At 64.2% G+C, this 16,837-nt stretch carries 10 protein-coding genes and 2 tRNA genes; 9 read left to right on the top strand and 3 right to left on the bottom strand.

What is annotated here, in order from left to right; translation table 11 throughout:
* Positions 1-3: 3 nt before the first annotated feature.
* Both ACX17K_RS02530 and ACX17K_RS02525 read right to left on the bottom strand, forming a co-directional pair.
* Complete coding sequence (locus ACX17K_RS02530; protein WP_493773545.1) at positions 4-450, bottom strand: HIT family protein; 447 nt, start codon at positions 448-450, stop codon at positions 4-6.
* Between the two features lie 83 nt (positions 451-533).
* Positions 534-6,215 carry an alpha-2-macroglobulin family protein gene (locus ACX17K_RS02525; protein WP_493773544.1) on the bottom strand — a complete coding sequence of 1,894 codons (5,682 nt, stop codon included), beginning with the start codon at positions 6,213-6,215 and terminating at the stop codon, positions 534-536.
* A gap of 417 nt (positions 6,216-6,632) precedes the next feature.
* Between ACX17K_RS02525 and tig the strand changes: the two genes are divergently transcribed.
* The 8 genes from tig (at position 6,633) to ACX17K_RS02485 (ending at position 15,010) form a co-directional block, all read left to right on the top strand.
* Entirely contained in the window at positions 6,633-7,940 is a 1,308-nt protein-coding gene (gene tig / locus ACX17K_RS02520) for a trigger factor (RefSeq protein ID WP_493773543.1), read from the top strand.
* Between the two features lie 21 nt (positions 7,941-7,961).
* The gene (clpP, locus tag ACX17K_RS02515) at positions 7,962-8,594 is read left to right on the top strand and encodes an ATP-dependent Clp endopeptidase proteolytic subunit ClpP (RefSeq protein ID WP_493773542.1); all 633 of its coding nucleotides are present in this window, start codon (positions 7,962-7,964) and stop codon (positions 8,592-8,594) included.
* Between the two features lie 16 nt (positions 8,595-8,610).
* A complete protein-coding gene (clpX, locus tag ACX17K_RS02510; RefSeq protein ID WP_493773541.1) occupies positions 8,611-9,891 on the top strand; it encodes an ATP-dependent Clp protease ATP-binding subunit ClpX in 1,281 nt (426 codons plus the stop codon).
* Positions 9,892-10,034: 143 nt separating this feature from the next.
* Positions 10,035-12,449, top strand: a complete 2,415-nt coding sequence (gene lon, locus ACX17K_RS02505) for an endopeptidase La (RefSeq protein ID WP_493773540.1) — start codon at positions 10,035-10,037, stop codon at positions 12,447-12,449.
* 173 nt (positions 12,450-12,622) lie between these two features.
* The gene (locus ACX17K_RS02500) at positions 12,623-12,892 is read left to right on the top strand and encodes an HU family DNA-binding protein (RefSeq protein ID WP_011136101.1); all 270 of its coding nucleotides are present in this window, start codon (positions 12,623-12,625) and stop codon (positions 12,890-12,892) included.
* 48 nt (positions 12,893-12,940) lie between these two features.
* Positions 12,941-13,016: transfer RNA gene (locus ACX17K_RS02495), tRNA-Val, on the top strand.
* A 7-nt stretch (positions 13,017-13,023) separates the two neighbouring features.
* A tRNA-Asp gene (locus ACX17K_RS02490) sits at positions 13,024-13,100 on the top strand.
* 71 nt (positions 13,101-13,171) lie between these two features.
* Positions 13,172-15,010, top strand: a complete 1,839-nt coding sequence (locus tag ACX17K_RS02485; RefSeq protein WP_493773539.1) for a SurA N-terminal domain-containing protein — start codon at positions 13,172-13,174, stop codon at positions 15,008-15,010.
* A gap of 48 nt (positions 15,011-15,058) precedes the next feature.
* On the opposite strand, the gene ACX17K_RS02480 is transcribed toward ACX17K_RS02485, so the two are convergent.
* Positions 15,059-15,982 carry a LysR family transcriptional regulator gene (locus tag ACX17K_RS02480; protein ID WP_493773538.1) on the bottom strand — a complete coding sequence of 308 codons (924 nt, stop codon included), beginning with the start codon at positions 15,980-15,982 and terminating at the stop codon, positions 15,059-15,061.
* A gap of 88 nt (positions 15,983-16,070) precedes the next feature.
* Between ACX17K_RS02480 and ACX17K_RS02475 the strand changes: the two genes are divergently transcribed.
* Positions 16,071-16,835, top strand: a complete 765-nt coding sequence (locus tag ACX17K_RS02475) for a sulfite exporter TauE/SafE family protein (protein WP_347371892.1) — start codon at positions 16,071-16,073, stop codon at positions 16,833-16,835.
* Positions 16,836-16,837: the final 2 nt, after the last annotated feature.

Here is a 16,837-nt window from a genome sequence, read left to right as displayed (position 1 = left end):
GGTTCATTGGCGCGAACTCTGCTGCTGGGCAGCGCTTGCGCGGCCTATCGTTTCTCTCAATGCGGCTGCCGTTCGAGCGAGTCGGTGATCTCTCGGCTTGGCGGGTTCGGTCGAATAGAATTCTGAAAATGGACGCTTTTTATCTCTGGGCACGACATGCATGTGGAAATGGGTCAGTTCATTGAAGACGCCGCCGTTCTGGCAGAGGGTGATGCCGTCCGGGCGGTATAGCGATTTGATGGCCCTGGCGACGGTTTGGGCCGCGTTCATGATGGCTTTCATCAAGTGCTCGTCCAGCTCCTCAAGCTCCGTGACATGAAGCTTGGGGACGATCAGCGCATGCCCTTCGCTGAAGGGATCGTGGTCAAGGAAGCACGTGACAAGGTCGTCTTCGTAAACTGTGTGTATAGTTTCTTTCCCATTCGCCAGGCGGCATCCCAGGCACTCCATCCTTGCTTCCCCTGTTTTCGAGCGATGTTCGGTTCATGAACGAATGCGGCCTCTCCCCGAAGCGATGGGGAGAGGCCCACGCGTCACTTCCCGCCATCCACCACTTTGAATACTCCGTTCGGCGACATGCCGAACACCTCCGGCGCGTACATCGCCTCCACTCTGGTCGGCGGCAGTTTGAAGACGCCGGGGTTGTTCAGCCGCATCGTGTATTCCACTTTCAGCTCGCCGCGCGGCACATAGCTGTAATAAGCGCGGTAGCCGGCGAAGCGGCGTTCGATGTAGTCGGCGTAGTCGCCGCCGTTGCCGGATTTGGCGTCGATCGCTGAGTCGCGGCCCAGGCCGCCGCCCTGGATCGCGGCGCCGGCCGGGATCGGGTCGTCCACCACCACCCAGCTCATATCGCTCTGCGCCTGGATGGTCAGCGTCACTTTGACCACGTCGCCTGGCTGATATTGGCCGTCCACCTTCTGGCTAACCGGCGTCAGCGTCTTCTTGATGCTGTAGCCGGCGTAGCGCGGCGCTTTGAGCGGGATGGCCGCTTCGGCCTGGACGGTGGCCCATGGCGCGCCGGAGCCGGCGTGCTTGAGCTGCAGCTTGCCGCCGCCGGCGGGCCACGGCAGCAGACCCAGCTGTTTGACGCCGTCCTGCGGCCAGGCGAGGCTGAGGCTGGATTTGCCGAGGACGGCGCTGGTCTGGCCCGTCACCGGCACGGTTTCGAACTGGCGCGAGAACTGCGCGGCGGCCAGAGATCCCCACAAGTTGGCGGTGGTGGTGTCCCAATGGCCTTTCTGTTGGCGGCCGAGCAGGCCGGTCAGCAGGCGCGGCATGTCTGCCTGCCAGTCCGGCAGCTTGCGCGCGGCCAGCAGCAGCTTGGCGGCGTTGACGTCGCCGTTGCCCATCAGCCACCAGGCGTTGTCGTTAGCCTCGGTACTGAAGCCCATCCGCGTGCCCTGGTAGGTCAGGCGGGCGCGCAGCAGGTTGGAGGCTTCCGCGATGCGGCCTGCGCGCTGCGGGATGTCCGCCGCGCGGTTCAGCAGCGATAGCCAGTCCACCAGCATGGCGGTGCCCATCTTCTGCGGATTCAGGTCCAGCACGTCCAGCATCGCCGGGCGGAAGCGGCCGTAGCGCGATAGCGCGTCCATCGCGGCCAGCCGGCGCGCGTCGGCGTCCTGGCGGCTGCCGGGCAGGTCGCGCTTCAGCTTGCCTTCGACGAAGGCGGACAGGCCGTCCAGCATCTTGCCGCGCGGGCTTTCCGGAATTTCCATCCCAGCTTCGTTGGCGACGGACAGCAGATAGCTGGTCAGCACGTCGCTGCCGCGGTCCGGCGCGCCTTCGGCGAGCGGGAAGTAGGCGGCCAGGCCATTGCCGTCCAGATACAACGGCAGCTCGCCCATCAGCTGGTTCCAGCGTTTGCCGTCGGCCAGGCCGATGGCGATGGAGCTGCGCTGCTCCAGGCAGGCGTAGGGGTAGTCCTCGAACCAGCGGCGCACGCCGGGCAGACTGTTGCCCAGTTTGGCCTGCAGGCTGACGCGGATGCCGCCGCGGCCCGGCAGCGCGCCCGGCGGCGGCGCCGCGGGGATGGATAGATCAGGCGACACGCGCTGCAGCGTGGCTTGTTCCACCGTGACCGGCACGGCAGGGTCGATCTGTTGCTTGACCGCCAGCTTGTCGGCGGCCTTGCCGTCCACCTGCTGGGCGGCGAAGGTCCATTGCGCCTCCTTCAAGCCTTCCGGCACCGTCACGTTCCAGCTGACCAGCCGCGCCTCTCCCACTGGCAGGCTGATTTCCCTGGCCGGCAGCGCGGCGAAGCCGGACGCGGCGGCGGATACCTTGACCTTCAGCGGCTTTTCGCCGCCGTTGCGCACGGTGACGCCGGCCTGGAACTGGTCGCCTTCGCGCGCCAGCGGCGGGATGCCGGAAGTCAGTTGCAGATCTTGCGTGACGTTGAAGCCGGATTCGCCGGTGCCGAACATGTCATTGCCGATATCGGCCACCGCCACCAGGCGGAAGCGGGTGAGGGCGTCGTTGATCGGCACCTTGATCCGGGCGCTGCCGTTGGCGTCCAGCTTCACGCCAGGCTGCCAGAGCAGCAGGGTATCCAGCAGCTCGCGCGTCGGCGCCTTGCCGCCGCCGCCACCCGGCGGCAGCGATTTGCGTCCGTAATGGCGCTTGCCCACCACCTCCAGCTGGGCGGTGGCGGTTTCCACGCCGTAGCTGTGTCGCTGGTACATCGCCTGCATCAGCTCCCAGCTGTGGTTGGGCTGCAGTTCCAGCAACGCTTCGTCGACGGCGGCGAAAGCCACTTCGGTGCCGGCCGGCGCCGGTTTGCCGCTGGGCAGCTTCACCTTGACGGCGACTTCGGCGGTCTCGCGGATGCCATAGCTCTTCTTGGCCGGCGTTACCTCCACGCTCAGCCGCTTGGCGGCGTCGCCCACTTGTATCTCCGCCACGCCGTATTTGAAGGCGGGGCGCGACAGGTCCACCATCGCGGTCGGCGGCGCGTAATCGCCGCCTTCGTTCCAGTAGGCGTCCCACCATTCCGATGGGCTCTTCCAGCCCCAGGTGAAGAACGAGTACCACGGCACGTCGCGCACGCGGCCGCGCACAGCCAGCACCGATACATAGACGTTGGGCGTCCAGTCCGGGCCGATTTTCAGTTCCACCGTCGGGTCCTTGCCCTCCAGCTCCACTACGCGGGTTTCCAGGATGCCTTCGCGCTCGATGGCCAGCCAGGCGGTGGCTTTGCGGAAGGGCATGCGCACCTGGAAGCGGGAGGTTTCGCCGGGCAGATAGCTGTTTTTTTCGGGCAGGATGTCGATGCGGTCGTTATTGTCGACATCGAACCACAGCTCGTCGTGCTTGCTGACCCAGACCGATTGCGCGGCCTGGGCGACGTTGCCCTGGTCGTCCTTGGCTTCGGCGATCAACTCCATGTCGCCGGCGTCCTTGAGGTTGATGTCGCAGAACACCAGGCCGCGGGCATCGGATGTGCCGCTGCATACCTTGCCCTTGTCGTCGGTTTCCTCGTTGTGGTCCCAGGCGTAGAAGCCGCCGACCAGCCGTTTGCGGCTGGACAGGTAGCGGTGCTCGCGCAGCGTGACCTTGACGTCTTTGTTGGCGATGGGCTTGCCGGCGGTGTCCAGCACCACGGCCTTCAATTGCAGCGCGCGGCCGGCGGTGATCCAGCTGTCGACGCTGACGCCCACCTGCAGCGCCGCCGGCCACAACGGTATGCGTCGGGTGATGGTCTGGGTTTCGCCATTGGGGTCGCGGTAGGCGGCCTCGGTCACCAGATCGTAGCGGCGGTCCAGCTTGGGCAGCTTGTCGATGGTCGCCTTGCCGTTGCCGTTGGCGTCCAGCTTCAGCGCGGCCTTGTCCAGCACCACCTTGCCGTCCAGCGAACCGTCGCTGTTTTCGCGGCTGCGCTGCGGCGGCGAGAAGGTGAAGCCGTCGTAGGCCTTGATGCGGGTGTAGGCGTCGGCCAGCATCGCGCTGACCTCCACCGGCCAGTCTTTGGCCGGGCCGCCGTTGCCCCAGGACATCGACACGTTCAGCGGCACCTGTTTGGCGCCGATATTGGCGCCCTTGGCGGTGAAGATGCGGCCGGTCATCACCGGCAGGCGGAATTCCTCGACGCGGAAGCTGCCGCTGTGCAGCGAATAGCCGTCCAGTTCCGGGCTGGCCGGCTTGGCCTTGTCGTCCGGGCCGCGGGCGCCCTTGCGCTCCAGATACAGCGTGTATTCGCCGAGTTTGGCTTCCTTCGGCAACGTGTAGCTGCTTTCGGCGTAGCGGCCGTTGCGCCAGGTCAGCGGCAGATTGATTTCATCGCCGCTGCCGTCATGGACGATGCGCAGCTGCTGCGGCAGCTGGTTGGGTTTCAGCTGGGCCAGGCCCTTGCCGGCCTGCAGCCGCAACAGGTGCTTCATCGATACCGTTTCGCCGGCGCGGAACAGCGGACGGTCCAGAATGGTGTGAGCCAGAATGGACGGGCTGTCGTTCCATTGCGTGGGGAAGGGGAAGCGCCACGATTCGATGCCGCGATTCCAGCCGGAACGGACGAAGGACACGTCCTCGTTGCCCTGCGCGTCCTTGGCGCGGGCGGTGACGAACAAGCCAGACAGCGCCTCGTCGGACGAGCATTCGCCGCCGTTCAGCTGCTTGTTGATGTTGGCGATGCCGTTCTTGTCGGCCTTGCCGGACCACAGCGCCTCGCCCTTGCAGTCGTAGACGTTGATTTGGGCGTCCGGCACCGGTTTGCCCTTGTCCAGCGTGGTCACCCATACCGAGGCGTTCTCGCTGGAGCGCTTCAGGTGCACGGCCATATTGGTGACGAGGGCGGCGGTGCGCACGTACATCGGTTTGTCGGCGCCCAGCAGCGACTTGCCCAAGAGGCGGGACGACACTTCCACCACGTAGAGGCCGGGCTTGGGCAGCGGGATGCCCACCACCTCGAACGGCCATTTGCCGTTCTTGTCCGGCTGCGTCGGCAGCTTCAGCGGCGCGGCGTCGCGGTTCTTGGAGAGCAGCGACACGCGCCGGCTTTCCACGGTCTTGTCCTTGCCGGCCGGCAGATTGCTTTCATGGTAGCGCTGCACCTTGGCCAGCCATTCCATGATGTCGGCGTCGCGGGTGAGGCGCAGCGCCTGGCCGCCCAGCTGCACCGATTTGATGTGCAGATCGGCCTCCACGCCGCGCAGCGTGATCGGCAAGGCGGCGTCGGCGCCGGATTCGATGATGCCGAAGGGCGCGGCGGAGAACTTGGCCAGCGGGGGGTAATCGCCCAGCTTGAGCGACAGCGGGAAGCGGCCGGCGTTGACCAGCGGCCGGCCCACTTCGTCGCGGAAGTCCTTGGGCAGGGTCAGCGTCAGCGCGCCTAGCGGCGGGAACGGCGGCGCGAAGCTGATGCTGTCCACCGGCTCGCCCTTGCTGCGCTCTTGCGCCTGCGGCGCACGGTCGGCGCCGCCGCCGGACAGCCGCACCGCCATCGCCATTTTTTCCGGCACCGGCGAGCTGAAGTTCAGCGTGACGGGCTTGAACGGGATGCAGGCGCCCTTGGCGCTTTCACGCTGGCAGCTCATGCTGGCGCCGAAGGCGGGGCGGACCTGGAAGTCCAGCTTGTCCGGCTTGCCGGCACCGCGCAGGTGGACCAGCGACAGCTTGCTGTCCGGCGCCAGGCGCTGGTCGCAGCGCACGGTCAGCACCTGAGATGCAGACTTTTGCAGATCGAGATGCTTGAGCAGCGCGGCGCGCTCGGCGATGGCGAGCGTCCGCACCGGGATGCGCTCGGGCAGGCTGGACGACTGGCAATAGAGCGAGGACGGCGACACATTGGCGGCGTTGAATTTCAGCACGAAAGCCTGGTCTTCTTCGATCCGCCCCTCGTCCGGCCAACTGCGGCTGACGATGGGAAGGCCGGTGAAGAAGCGGAAGGCCGGACCGCTGACCGCGCCGCCCTGCGCATCCTTCAGGCCGGGCTTCAGCGTGAAGCGGCAGTCGGTGTTGGCGGCGGGCGTCTCCGGCAGGTCCAGCGCCCAGGTCTTGTCGTCCACCCAGTGGCCCTTGCCTTTCAGGCCGCAGCTCCAGGCGAACGGTGCCGGCGCGGCGCTGTTGCCCAGCGCGATCATGCTGGCGGAGAAGGTGGCGCGTACCTGGCTGATTTCCTTCACTTCGCCCTGGGGGCTGAAGGTGACCACGCCGGCGTGAGAGGCGACGGGGGCGGCGAGAACGGCGAGCAGCAGGCTGCGGCGCAGCAATGTTTTCATGGCGTCACCGAGGGATGGTTGGGGCCGGGAGGCGCGGTTTCGGGCGGGAATGCTCATTCTTTCAGGATATTTTCTCTGCCGGAAATGGCAATTTGCATGAAGCGGGATGATAGCAGATGGCGCCGCCAACCGCGCGCGCGCAGGGAAAATCCTCAGCAATATCAAGCCGGAATCCTGTCGGCTTCGCGGCGAGGCGCTCGCCTGAGCCGCAGCCGCGCGAGCCTCCCGGCCTAAGCCGGAGCGGCGCAGGGGCAGACAAGCCGGCCCTGCGTGCTATACTCTTTGCTTCGTTGGGTGCGTGGTGTAACTCCACGCAGCGCCGCTTCCAAGCCGTCCGGCGGGTGCCGGAAACCTGGCGGGAGTGGGCGTCGTACCGTCCCAGATGACTAAAACCTGTCACACTTATTAGGAATCAACATGCAAGTACAGCTGGAAACTCTGAGCAATCTTGAACGCCGCATGAACATCGCACTGCCGATGGCCGCTATTGAAACCCAGGTTGCCGAGCGCCTGAAGCGCGTGGCCCGCGGCGCCAAGATCCAAGGTTTCCGCCCGGGCAAGGCTCCGCTGAAGATCGTGGAAATGAACTACGGCGCCCAGGTGCGTGAAGAGGTGATGGGTGAACAGGTTCAGCAAGGCTTTTACAAGGCCGTGACCGAACAAAGCCTGCGCGTTGCCGGCTACCCGCGTTTCGAGCCGGTTGCCGCCGGCGACGACAAGGAAAACTTCAAGTTCGCCGCCACTTTCGAAGTGTATCCGGAAGTGAAGGTCGGCGAGCTGGCCGGCAAGGAAATCGAAAAGCCGAATACCGTGGTTGGCGACGCCGAAATCGAAAAGACCATCGACATCCTGCGCAAGCAGCGCACCCGCTACAACCGCGTTGAGCGCGAAGCCGCCGAAGGCGACCGCGTGATCATCGACTTCAAGGGCGCCATCGACGGCGTGGCCTTCGAAGGCGGCTCTTCCGAGAACTTCCCCTTCGTTCTGGGCCAGGGCCAGATGCTGGCCGAGTTCGAAGCCGGCATCGTCGGCGCCAAGGAAGGCGACATCAAGAGCGTGGAAGTGAGCTTCCCCGAGGACTACCATGGCAAGGACGTGGCCGGCAAGAAGGCCGTGTTCGAGATCCTGGTGAAGAACGTGGCTGAGGCCACCCTGCCGGAAGTGAACGAAGAATTCGCCAAGATGCTGGGCATCGCCGAAGGCGACGTGGAAAAGATGCGCGGCGAAATCCGCAAGAACGTCGAGCGCGAAGTGAAGCGCCGCCTGCAGGCCCGCATCAAGGAAAACGTGATGCAGGCGCTGATCGACGCCACCGAGCTGGAGCTGCCGAAAGCCCTGGTGAGCCTGGAAATCGGCCGTCTGGTCGAGCAAGCCCGCCGCGACATGCAGCAACGCGGCATGAACGTGAAAGACATGCCGTTCCCGCCGGAACTGTTCGCCGCCCAGGCCGAGCGCCGCGTGAAGCTGGGCCTGATCCTGTCTGAAATGGTTGACGCCAACAAGCTGGAAGCCAAGCCGGAGCAGGTTCGCGCCATGATCACCGAATTCGCCGACAGCTACGAGCAGCCGGAAGATGTTCTGTCCTGGTACTACGAGAGCCAAGACCGCCTGGAAGGTCCGACTTCGATGGTTCTGGAAGACAACGTGGTTGAATTTGTGCTGTCTCAGGCCAATGTTGTAGCCAAGGACCTGTCCTTCGATGAACTGATGGGCAGCCAAGCCTGATAACAACTTTTGGAGTGGCCGATGAAATCTATGATGGAACCGCAAGGTCTGGGCTTGGTGCCCATGGTGGTGGAGCAGAGTGGTCGCGGCGAACGCGCCTATGACATCTACTCTCGCCTGCTGAAGGAGCGCATTGTCTTCCTGGTCGGCCCCGTCACCGACGAGTCGGCCAACCTGGTTGTGGCGCAGATGCTGTTCCTGGAGTCGGAAAATCCGGACAAGGACATCCATTTCTACATCAACTCGCCTGGCGGTTCGATTACCGCCGGCATGTCGATCTACGATACGATGAACTTCATCAAGCCGGATGTTTCCACGCTGTGCATCGGGCAGGCGGCCAGCATGGGTGCCTTCCTGCTGGCGGCGGGCGCCAATGGCAAGCGTTTCGCGCTGGAGAACAGCCGGGTGATGATTCACCAGCCGCTGCTGTACGGCGGCGGCCTGTCCGGCCAGGTGACCGACATCGAGATCCATGCCCGCGAGCTGGTCAAGGTGAAGGCCAAGATGAACGAGCTGCTGGCCAAGCACTCGGGCCAGACGCTGGAGCGTGTGCAGTCCGACACCGAACGCGACAACTTCATGTCGGCGGAAGAGGCTCGTGCGTACGGCATGATCGATAAAGTGCTGTCTTCCCGTCGGGACGTGACGGCCTAAGTAGTGGAATAGGCTAATGGCTGACAAAAACAGCAACGAGAAGCTTCTCTACTGCTCTTTCTGCGGAAAGAGCCAGCATGAGGTGCAACGGCTGATCGCCGGACCGCAGGTGTTCATTTGCAATGAATGCGTCGAACTGTGCAATGACATCATCCGCGAGGAGCTGGAAAAAGGCGCCGGCGGCGAGGTGATAGGCGGCAGTGGCGACGATCATCCCTTGCCGACGCCGCAGGATATCCGCTTGGATCTGGACCAGTACATCATCGGCCAGGATTTCGCCAAGAAGACCCTGTCGGTTGCGGTGTACAACCACTACAAGCGGCTGTACAACAAGGGCGGCAAGGACGACGTCGAGCTGGCCAAGAGCAACATTCTCTTGATCGGCCCGACCGGCTCCGGCAAGACCCTGCTGGCCCAATCGCTGGCGCGTCTGCTGGACGTGCCCTTCGTCATCGCCGACGCCACCACGCTGACCGAGGCGGGCTATGTGGGCGAGGATGTCGAGCACATCATCCAGAAGCTGCTGCAGAAGTGCGACTACGATGTGGAGAAGGCCCAGCGCGGCATTGTCTACATCGACGAGATCGACAAGATCTCGCGCAAGTCGGAAAACCCGTCCATCACCCGCGACGTATCGGGCGAGGGCGTGCAGCAGGCCTTGCTGAAGCTGATCGAGGGCACGGTCGCCTCGGTGCCGCCGCAGGGTGGCCGCAAGCATCCGAACCAGGAGTTCATCCAGGTCGACACCACCAACATCCTGTTCATCTGCGGCGGGGCTTTCGATGGTCTGGACAAGATCATCCGCCAGCGTTCCGAGAAGGGCGGCATCGGCTTCGGCGCCGAAGTCTCCTCCAAGGACGACGGCAAGAGCCTGACCAAGCTGTTCCAGGAGGTTGAACCGCAGGACATCATCCGCTTCGGCCTGATTCCGGAGCTGATCGGTCGCCTGCCGGTGGTCGCCACGCTGGAGGAGCTGGACGAGGAGGCGCTGGTTTCCATCCTGACCCAGCCGAAGAACGCGCTGATCAAGCAGTACCAGAAGCTGTTCTCGCTGGAAACGGTGGAGCTGGAGGTGCGTCCGTCGGCGCTGCGCGTGATCGCCAAGCAGGCGCTCGCCCGCAAGACCGGCGCCCGCGGCCTGCGTTCCATCCTGGAGCGCGCGCTGCTGGACACCATGTACGAGCTGCCGTCGATGCAGGACGTGGAGAAGGTCGTCGTCGACGAGAAAGTGATCGAGAAGGGCGACAAGCCGCTTTTCATCTATCGCGAAGGCGGCGGTGTGGCACAATCCGCCTGACGGCCTGGCCTGAATGACTGAACCGCCCGTCAGGGCGGTTTTTTATTTGTCACCGACGTAATCTGTTTTAGTATGGGGTGTTGATATTCTGGCCTTTCGCCCCATTTTCCAAGCATTGTTTCCCCAAGCTAAGGTTAGGTGATATGCCGCAACCCGCAGAAATCAGAGAAGAGACCACGCTGCCGCTGCTTCCGCTGCGCGATGTGGTGGTCTTTCCGCACATGGTCATTCCGCTGTTTGTCGGACGGGCCAAGTCGATCCGTGCGCTGGAACTGGCCATGGACGAAGGCAAGCAGATCCTGCTGGTAGCCCAGCGCTCGGCCTCCAAGGACGAGCCGTCGGCCGAGGACCTGTACGGCGTGGGCACCATCGCAGCGGTGCTGCAGATGCTCAAGCTGCCCGACGGCACGGTCAAAGTGCTGGTGGAGGGCCGCCAGCGCGCCACCATCAAGGAAGTGGGCGAAGAGGACGGTTGCTTCGTAGCCGAGTTTGCGCCGCTGTCCAGCGAGCTGGAAGAGTCCAACGAAACCGAGGCGATGCGCCGCGCGCTGCTCGCGCAGTTCGAGCAGTACGTCAAACTGAACAAGAAAATCCCGCCCGAGGTGCTGAATTCGCTGGCCGGCATCGACCGCGCCGGCCGCATGGCCGACAGCATCATCGCCCATCTGCCGCTGAAGCTGGAGCAGAAGCAGGAAGTGCTGGAGATGTTCGACGTGCAGACCCGCCTCGAGCATCTGATGTCGCAGCTGGAAGGCGAGATCGACATCCTGCAGGTGGAAAAGCGCATCCGCGGCCGCGTCAAGCGCCAGATGGAGAAGAGCCAGCGCGAGTACTACCTGAACGAGCAGGTCAAGGCCATCCAGAAAGAGCTGGGCGAGATGGACGAGGCCAGCGACCACGACGAGCTGGAGCGCCGCATCAAGGCCGCCGGCATGAGCAAGGAAGGCCGCGAAAAGGCATTGTCCGAGCTGAAGAAGCTGAAGATGATGTCGCCGATGTCGGCCGAGGCCACCGTGGTGCGCAATTACATCGACACGCTGCTCGAGCTGCCGTGGAAGAAAAAGACCAAGATCAGCAAGGATGTGGCCGCGGCCGACGCCGTGCTGGACGAGGACCACTTCGGCCTGGAGAAGGTCAAAGAACGCATTCTGGAGTACCTGGCGGTCCAGCAGCGCGTCGATCGCCTGAAGGCGCCGATCCTGTGCCTGGTGGGCCCTCCGGGCGTGGGCAAGACCTCGCTGGGGCAGTCCATCGCCCGAGCCACCAACCGCAAGTTCGTGCGGATGGCGCTGGGCGGCGTGCGCGACGAGTCCGAGATCCGCGGCCATCGCCGCACCTACATCGGCTCGATGCCGGGCAAGGTGCTGCAGAACATGGCCAAGATCGGCGTCAAGAACCCGCTGTTCCTGCTGGATGAAGTGGACAAGCTGGGCGCCGACTTCCGCGGCGATCCGTCGTCGGCGCTGCTGGAGGTGCTGGATCCCGAGCAGAACCACGCCTTCATCGACCATTACGCGGAAGTCGAGTACGACCTGTCCGATGTGATGTTCGTCGCCACCGCGAACTCGCTGAATATCCCGCCGGCCTTGCTTGACCGGATGGAAATCATTCGTCTTTCCGGCTATACCGAGGACGAAAAGGTGAACATCGCGCTGAAGTACCTGCTGCCCAAGCAAATGGAGGCCAACGGAGTGCGCGAAGGCGAGCTGGTGGTGCAGGAATCGGCGATCCGGGACATCGTCCGCTACTACACCCGCGAAGCCGGCGTCCGCAGCCTGGACCGCGAAGTAGCCAAAATTTGCCGCAAGGTGGTGACCGGCGCGCTGCTGAAGCCGACCAAGACGGCCAAGGTGACGGTTTCGGCCAAGAATCTGGACAAGTATCTGGGCGTGCGCCGCTTTGACTACGGCCTGGCCGAGGAGCAGAACCGCATTGGCCAGGTGACCGGCCTGGCGTGGACCGAGGTGGGCGGCGAGTTGCTGACCATCGAGGCGGTGTCTCTGCCCGGCAAGGGCAATATCGTGCGCACCGGCCAGCTGGGCGAGGTGATGCAGGAGTCGATCACGGCGGCGATGAGCGTGGTGCGCAGCCGTGCCAGAAGCCTGGGCGTCAAGCCGGACTTCTATGAGAAGAGCGACATGCACATCCACGTGCCGGAAGGAGCGACGCCGAAGGACGGCCCCAGCGCGGGCATCGCGATGACCACGGCCATCGTGTCGGTGCTGACCGGTATTCCGGTGCGCGCCGATGTGGCGATGACCGGCGAGATCACGCTGCGCGGCGAGGTGCTGCCGATCGGCGGCCTGAAGGAGAAGTTGCTGGCGGCGCACCGCGGCGGCATCCGTCACGTGCTGATTCCGAAAGGCAACGAGAAGGATTTGGTGGAGATTCCGGCCAACATCAAACAGAAGCTGGAAATCCATCCGGTCAAGTGGATCGACGAGGTGCTGGCGCTCGCGCTGGAACGTCAACCGGAAGAACTGTCGCAAGAAGAACAATCTGGCGACATTCCGCCTGCTCAGGATGCGGGCAGCAATGTCCCGGTGCTGAAGCATTAAGAATCATGGTCTTACCGAAGCCGTGAATAAGCTGTGTTTTCACGGCTTCCCGTTGTGCTTGCGAATTAGCAAAATGGCCGTGGAAGCCGCTTGACACAAGGATTTCCGCCTTGCTATAAAGCAAGCGTTTTTATCTGAACTACGTAGACCGAGAACGACGAAAGGGGACTTACGTGAACAAGTCTGAACTGATTGACGCCATCGCGGCAGAAGCCGACATCTCCAAGGCTGCTGCTGCCAAGGCTCTGGACGGCATGGTTGCTGCCGTTACCTCTGCCTTGAAAAAAGGCGATACCGTGACCCTGGTGGGTTTCGGCACCTTCTACGTGGGCGAGCGCGCTGAGCGCAGCGGCCGCAACCCGAAGACCGGCGCCACCATCAAGATCCCGGCGGCACGTTCTCCGAAGTTCCGCGCTGGCAAGGCACTGAAAGACGCGCTATAATTTGCCACTCCGCCGGGGCCTGATTTTTCAGGGTTCGGCGGAGCGCACGGGCGTTTAGCTCAGTTGGTAGAGCGTCTGCCTTACAAGCAGAATGTCGGCGGTTCGACTCCGTCAACGCCCACCAACGGCACGGAGTGGTAGTTCAGTTGGTCAGAATACCGGCCTGTCACGCCGGGGGTCGCGGGTTCGAGCCCCGTCCACTCCGCCAAATACACAAGAGAAGGTGAACCGTTTGCGTGTTCACCTTTTTTTTTACAGGGGTGGCCTTAGCCAATCGTCATGTTCGAGTTTGTCCAGAACAACAAAACCGTCATTCAAGTGATCCTGGGCGCTGTGGCCCTGACTTTCGTGGGCTTCGGCGTCGGCAGCTATTCCAGCGCCACCGACGATCCCTATCTGGTCAAGGTGGGCAAGACCAAGATCTACAAGCGAGATCTGGATCGCGCGCTGGAAGGCCAGCCTAGCGACCCAGCCGCCCGTCAGGCCGCGCTGGAAAACCTGATCCGCCAGGAGCTGCTGCTGGCCGAGGCTCGCGACCACGGCGTCGCCGTCAGCCCGGAACAGCTGCGCAAGGTGATCGCTTCCATTCCCGCCTTCCAGGAAAACGGCCAGTTCAGCTCTCAGCGCTACAGCGAATTCCTGAAGAGCCGCTATCCGAATCCGGAAGCCTTCGAGGCCGACATCAGCCGCGATATCCTGCTGCAAAGCCAGCTGAACAGCGTGGCCGGCACCCAGTTCGTGTCCAACACCGTGGTGGCCCGCGTGGCGGGGCTGCTGGGCGAGGGGCGCGAGCTGCAGCAGCTGGTGCTGAAGCCGTCTGATTTCGGCGCCGAGGTGAAGACCGACGCCGCCGCGATCAAGGCGTACTACGACGCGAACGCCAAGCGCTTCAAGCTGCCGGAGCAGGTGAAGCTGGATTACGTGGTGCTGTCCCAGGATGCCTTGGCTCAGGGCATCAAGGTCAGCGACGCCGAGGTGCAGAAGTACTACGACCAGCACAAGGCCGACCTGGCCGGCGAGCAGCGCCGGGCCTCCCATATCCTGCTGACGGTGGCCAAGGACGCCAAGCCGGAACAGAAGGCCAAGGTCAAGGCCGAGGCCGAGGCCATCCTGAAGGACGTGCGCGCCAATCCGGCCAAGTTCGCCGAGTTGGCCAAGGCCAAGTCGCAGGATCCGGGCTCCGCGGAGAAGGGCGGCGACCTGGGCTTCTTCGGCCACGGCATGATGGTCAAGCCGTTCGACGACGCGGTGTTCAAGCTGAAGCCGGGCCAGATCAGCGATCTGGTGGAAACCGAGTACGGTTTCCACATCATTCGCCTGGACGCCGTCAAGTCGCAGAGCCTGGAGGACGTCAAGGGCGCGATCGTCGACAAGCTGCAGAAGCAGAAGTCCGCGGCGCTGTTCCGCGAACAAGCCGACAAGCTGAACGAAGTCGCCTACCAGCAGGCCGACTCGCTGAAGGGCGTCGTCGACGCGCTGAAGCTGGAGGTCAAGCACTCCGACTGGATGCAGCGCAACCAGCCGTCTCAGGACGAGCTGCTGGGCAACGCCAAGCTGCTGTCCGCCGTGTTCAGCGACGATGTGCTGAAGAAAAAGCACAACAGCGAAGTGGTGGACATCGGCGGCAACCGCCTGGTGGTCGCCCGCATCGCCGAGCACCAGCCGGAGCGTCAGCAGCCGCTGGCCGACGTCAGCGACGCGATCCGCAAGGAGCTGGTGGAGCGGGAAGGCGCCAAGCTGGCCGACAAGAAGGGCCAGGCTCTGCTGGCCGAGCTGAAGGCCGGCAAGGGCGTGGATGCGCAGAAGTGGGGCCAGTCCGCCACGGTGTCCCGCCGTGCGGCCTCTGGCATGCCGGCGGCTGACGTGCGCGCGGTGTTCGCCGTGGCCGGCAGCAAGCTGCCCGGCTTCGCGGGCGTGCGCCACGACACCGGCGAGTACGTGATCTATCGCGTCAACAAGGTGGTTCCGGCCCCGGCCGTCACCGACGCCGACCGCGCGCAGCTGGGCAATGTGCTGGGCGAGCTGAGCGCCAACAGCCAGCTGGCCAGCTACTTGAAGGCCTTGCGCGAGAAGTATCCGGTCACCGCCGGCAAGCAGTCGCTGACCGACAACGACTGATCCGGCCAGTCCGGAAGCCAAGCCCCGCGCATGCGGGGCTTTTTGCTTTCAGCGCGGCGGATGGAGGCCGAAGCCGCGCGCCCGGGCCTCCTGGCGCAGCGCGTCCAGCAGCAGCCTCGCCTTGCGCGGCATGCCGCGGCTGGCGAACACCGCATGCATCTGCGGATCGTCGCCATGGCTGGATACGATGCGGAAATCCGGGCACAGCCGCACCAGCTCGCCGCGCGCGGCCAGCGGCTCCGCCAGCCAGTCTCCCAGCCGGGCGATGCCCATGCCGGCGCGGACGGCGTCCAGCACGCCGTTGCCGGAGTTGCTGCGGTGCCAGGCGTTCAGGTTGAGGCTGACGTTTTCTTCGCTTGATACGAAATTCCAGGCTTTCAGCACCCGCGGCGCGCTATGGATCACCACCCGGTGCTGGGGCAGCTCGGCGGGGTGATCCGGCGCGCCGTGGCGGGCGACGTAGTCCGGACTGGCGTACAGGTGGCGGCGGTAATGCCACAGCGGATGGCCGATCAGCTCGCTGGAGGCGGGGAAGGCGCCGCGTATCGAGAAGTCCAGCTTGTCCCGTATCGGTTCCAGTATCGAATCGCTGTACAGCACTTCGAAGCGCAGGCCGGCGTGGGCATCGGCCAGGCTGGCCAGCACGGCGGGCAGCAACTCGCGCCCCAGCGTCTCCGGCGCGGAGAAGCGCAACAGGCCGCGAGGCGCGCCGGCCTGCTGGCTCAGCTCCTCCTCGGCCTGCTGTTGCAGGTCGAGCATCTGCCTGGCCGCGGGGTAGTAGGCCTCGCCCGCCATGGTCAGCTCCACCTGCTTGCTGGAGCGGGCCAGCAGCATCGCGCCCAGCTCCTCTTCCAGCGCCTGCAGCGCGCGGGTGGCGCTGCTGGGCGAGGTGCCCAGCTGGCGGGCGGCGGAGACGAAGCTTTTCTGCTCCACCACCGCGCAGAATATGCGGATTCCCCATAGCGGCTTCATTGCGGCTCCAATGTTGCGTTTTTTGCAATATTACATTGCAAGCATTGTTTCGGGCCAGCACGTACAATTTGCGTCGAGGAGGATGACAATGTTGTTGAGCTTGAGCTTTTTGTGCCTGATCGCCTTTTGCGCGGGCTTGGTGGACGCGGCCGTCGGCGGCGGCGGCCTGATCCAGATTCCCGGCCTGTTCAGCGCGCTGCCCAATGCGGCGCCGGCCACCATCTTCGGCACGAATAAACTGTCGGCGGCGGTGGGCACGCTGTCGGCGGCGCGTTCCTATCTGAGCCGGGTGCGGCTGCCGTGGCGGCTGGTGCTGCCGGCCGCCGCCACCGCCTTCGTGTTTTCGTTCGCCGGCGCGGCTGTCGTATCGCAGATTCCCAAAGGCGTGATCCGGCCGCTGGTGCTGGTTCTGCTGCTGGTGATGGCGGTGTATACGTTGTGGAAGAAGGACTTCGGCAAGCTGCACAAGCCGGTGGCCATCGGCCGCCGGGAAATGGCGGTAGGCATGGCCATAGGTGGCGCCATCGGTTTCTACGACGGTCTGTTCGGCCCCGGCACCGGCAGCTTCCTGATGTTCCTGTTCATCCGCTTCTTCGCCTTCGACTTTCTGCACGCGTCGGCGGCGGCCAAGGTGGTGAACCTGGCCACCAATGTCGCGGCGTTGATCTTCTTCGTCGGCGCCGGCCACGTGCTGTATCAGCTCGCGCTGCCGATGGCGGCCGCCAATATGGCCGGCGCGATGGTCGGCACCCGGCTGGCGATGAAGAAGGGCGCCGGCTTCGTGCGGGTGCTGTTCCTCGGCTTGACCAGCGTGCTGATCTGCAAGCTGGCCTGGGACATTTTCCACGGCTGAGC

It is taken from the genome of Chromobacterium sp. INPA-IVC (assembly GCF_059047085.1).
This window is presented reverse-complemented; position numbering and strand designations above follow the sequence as displayed.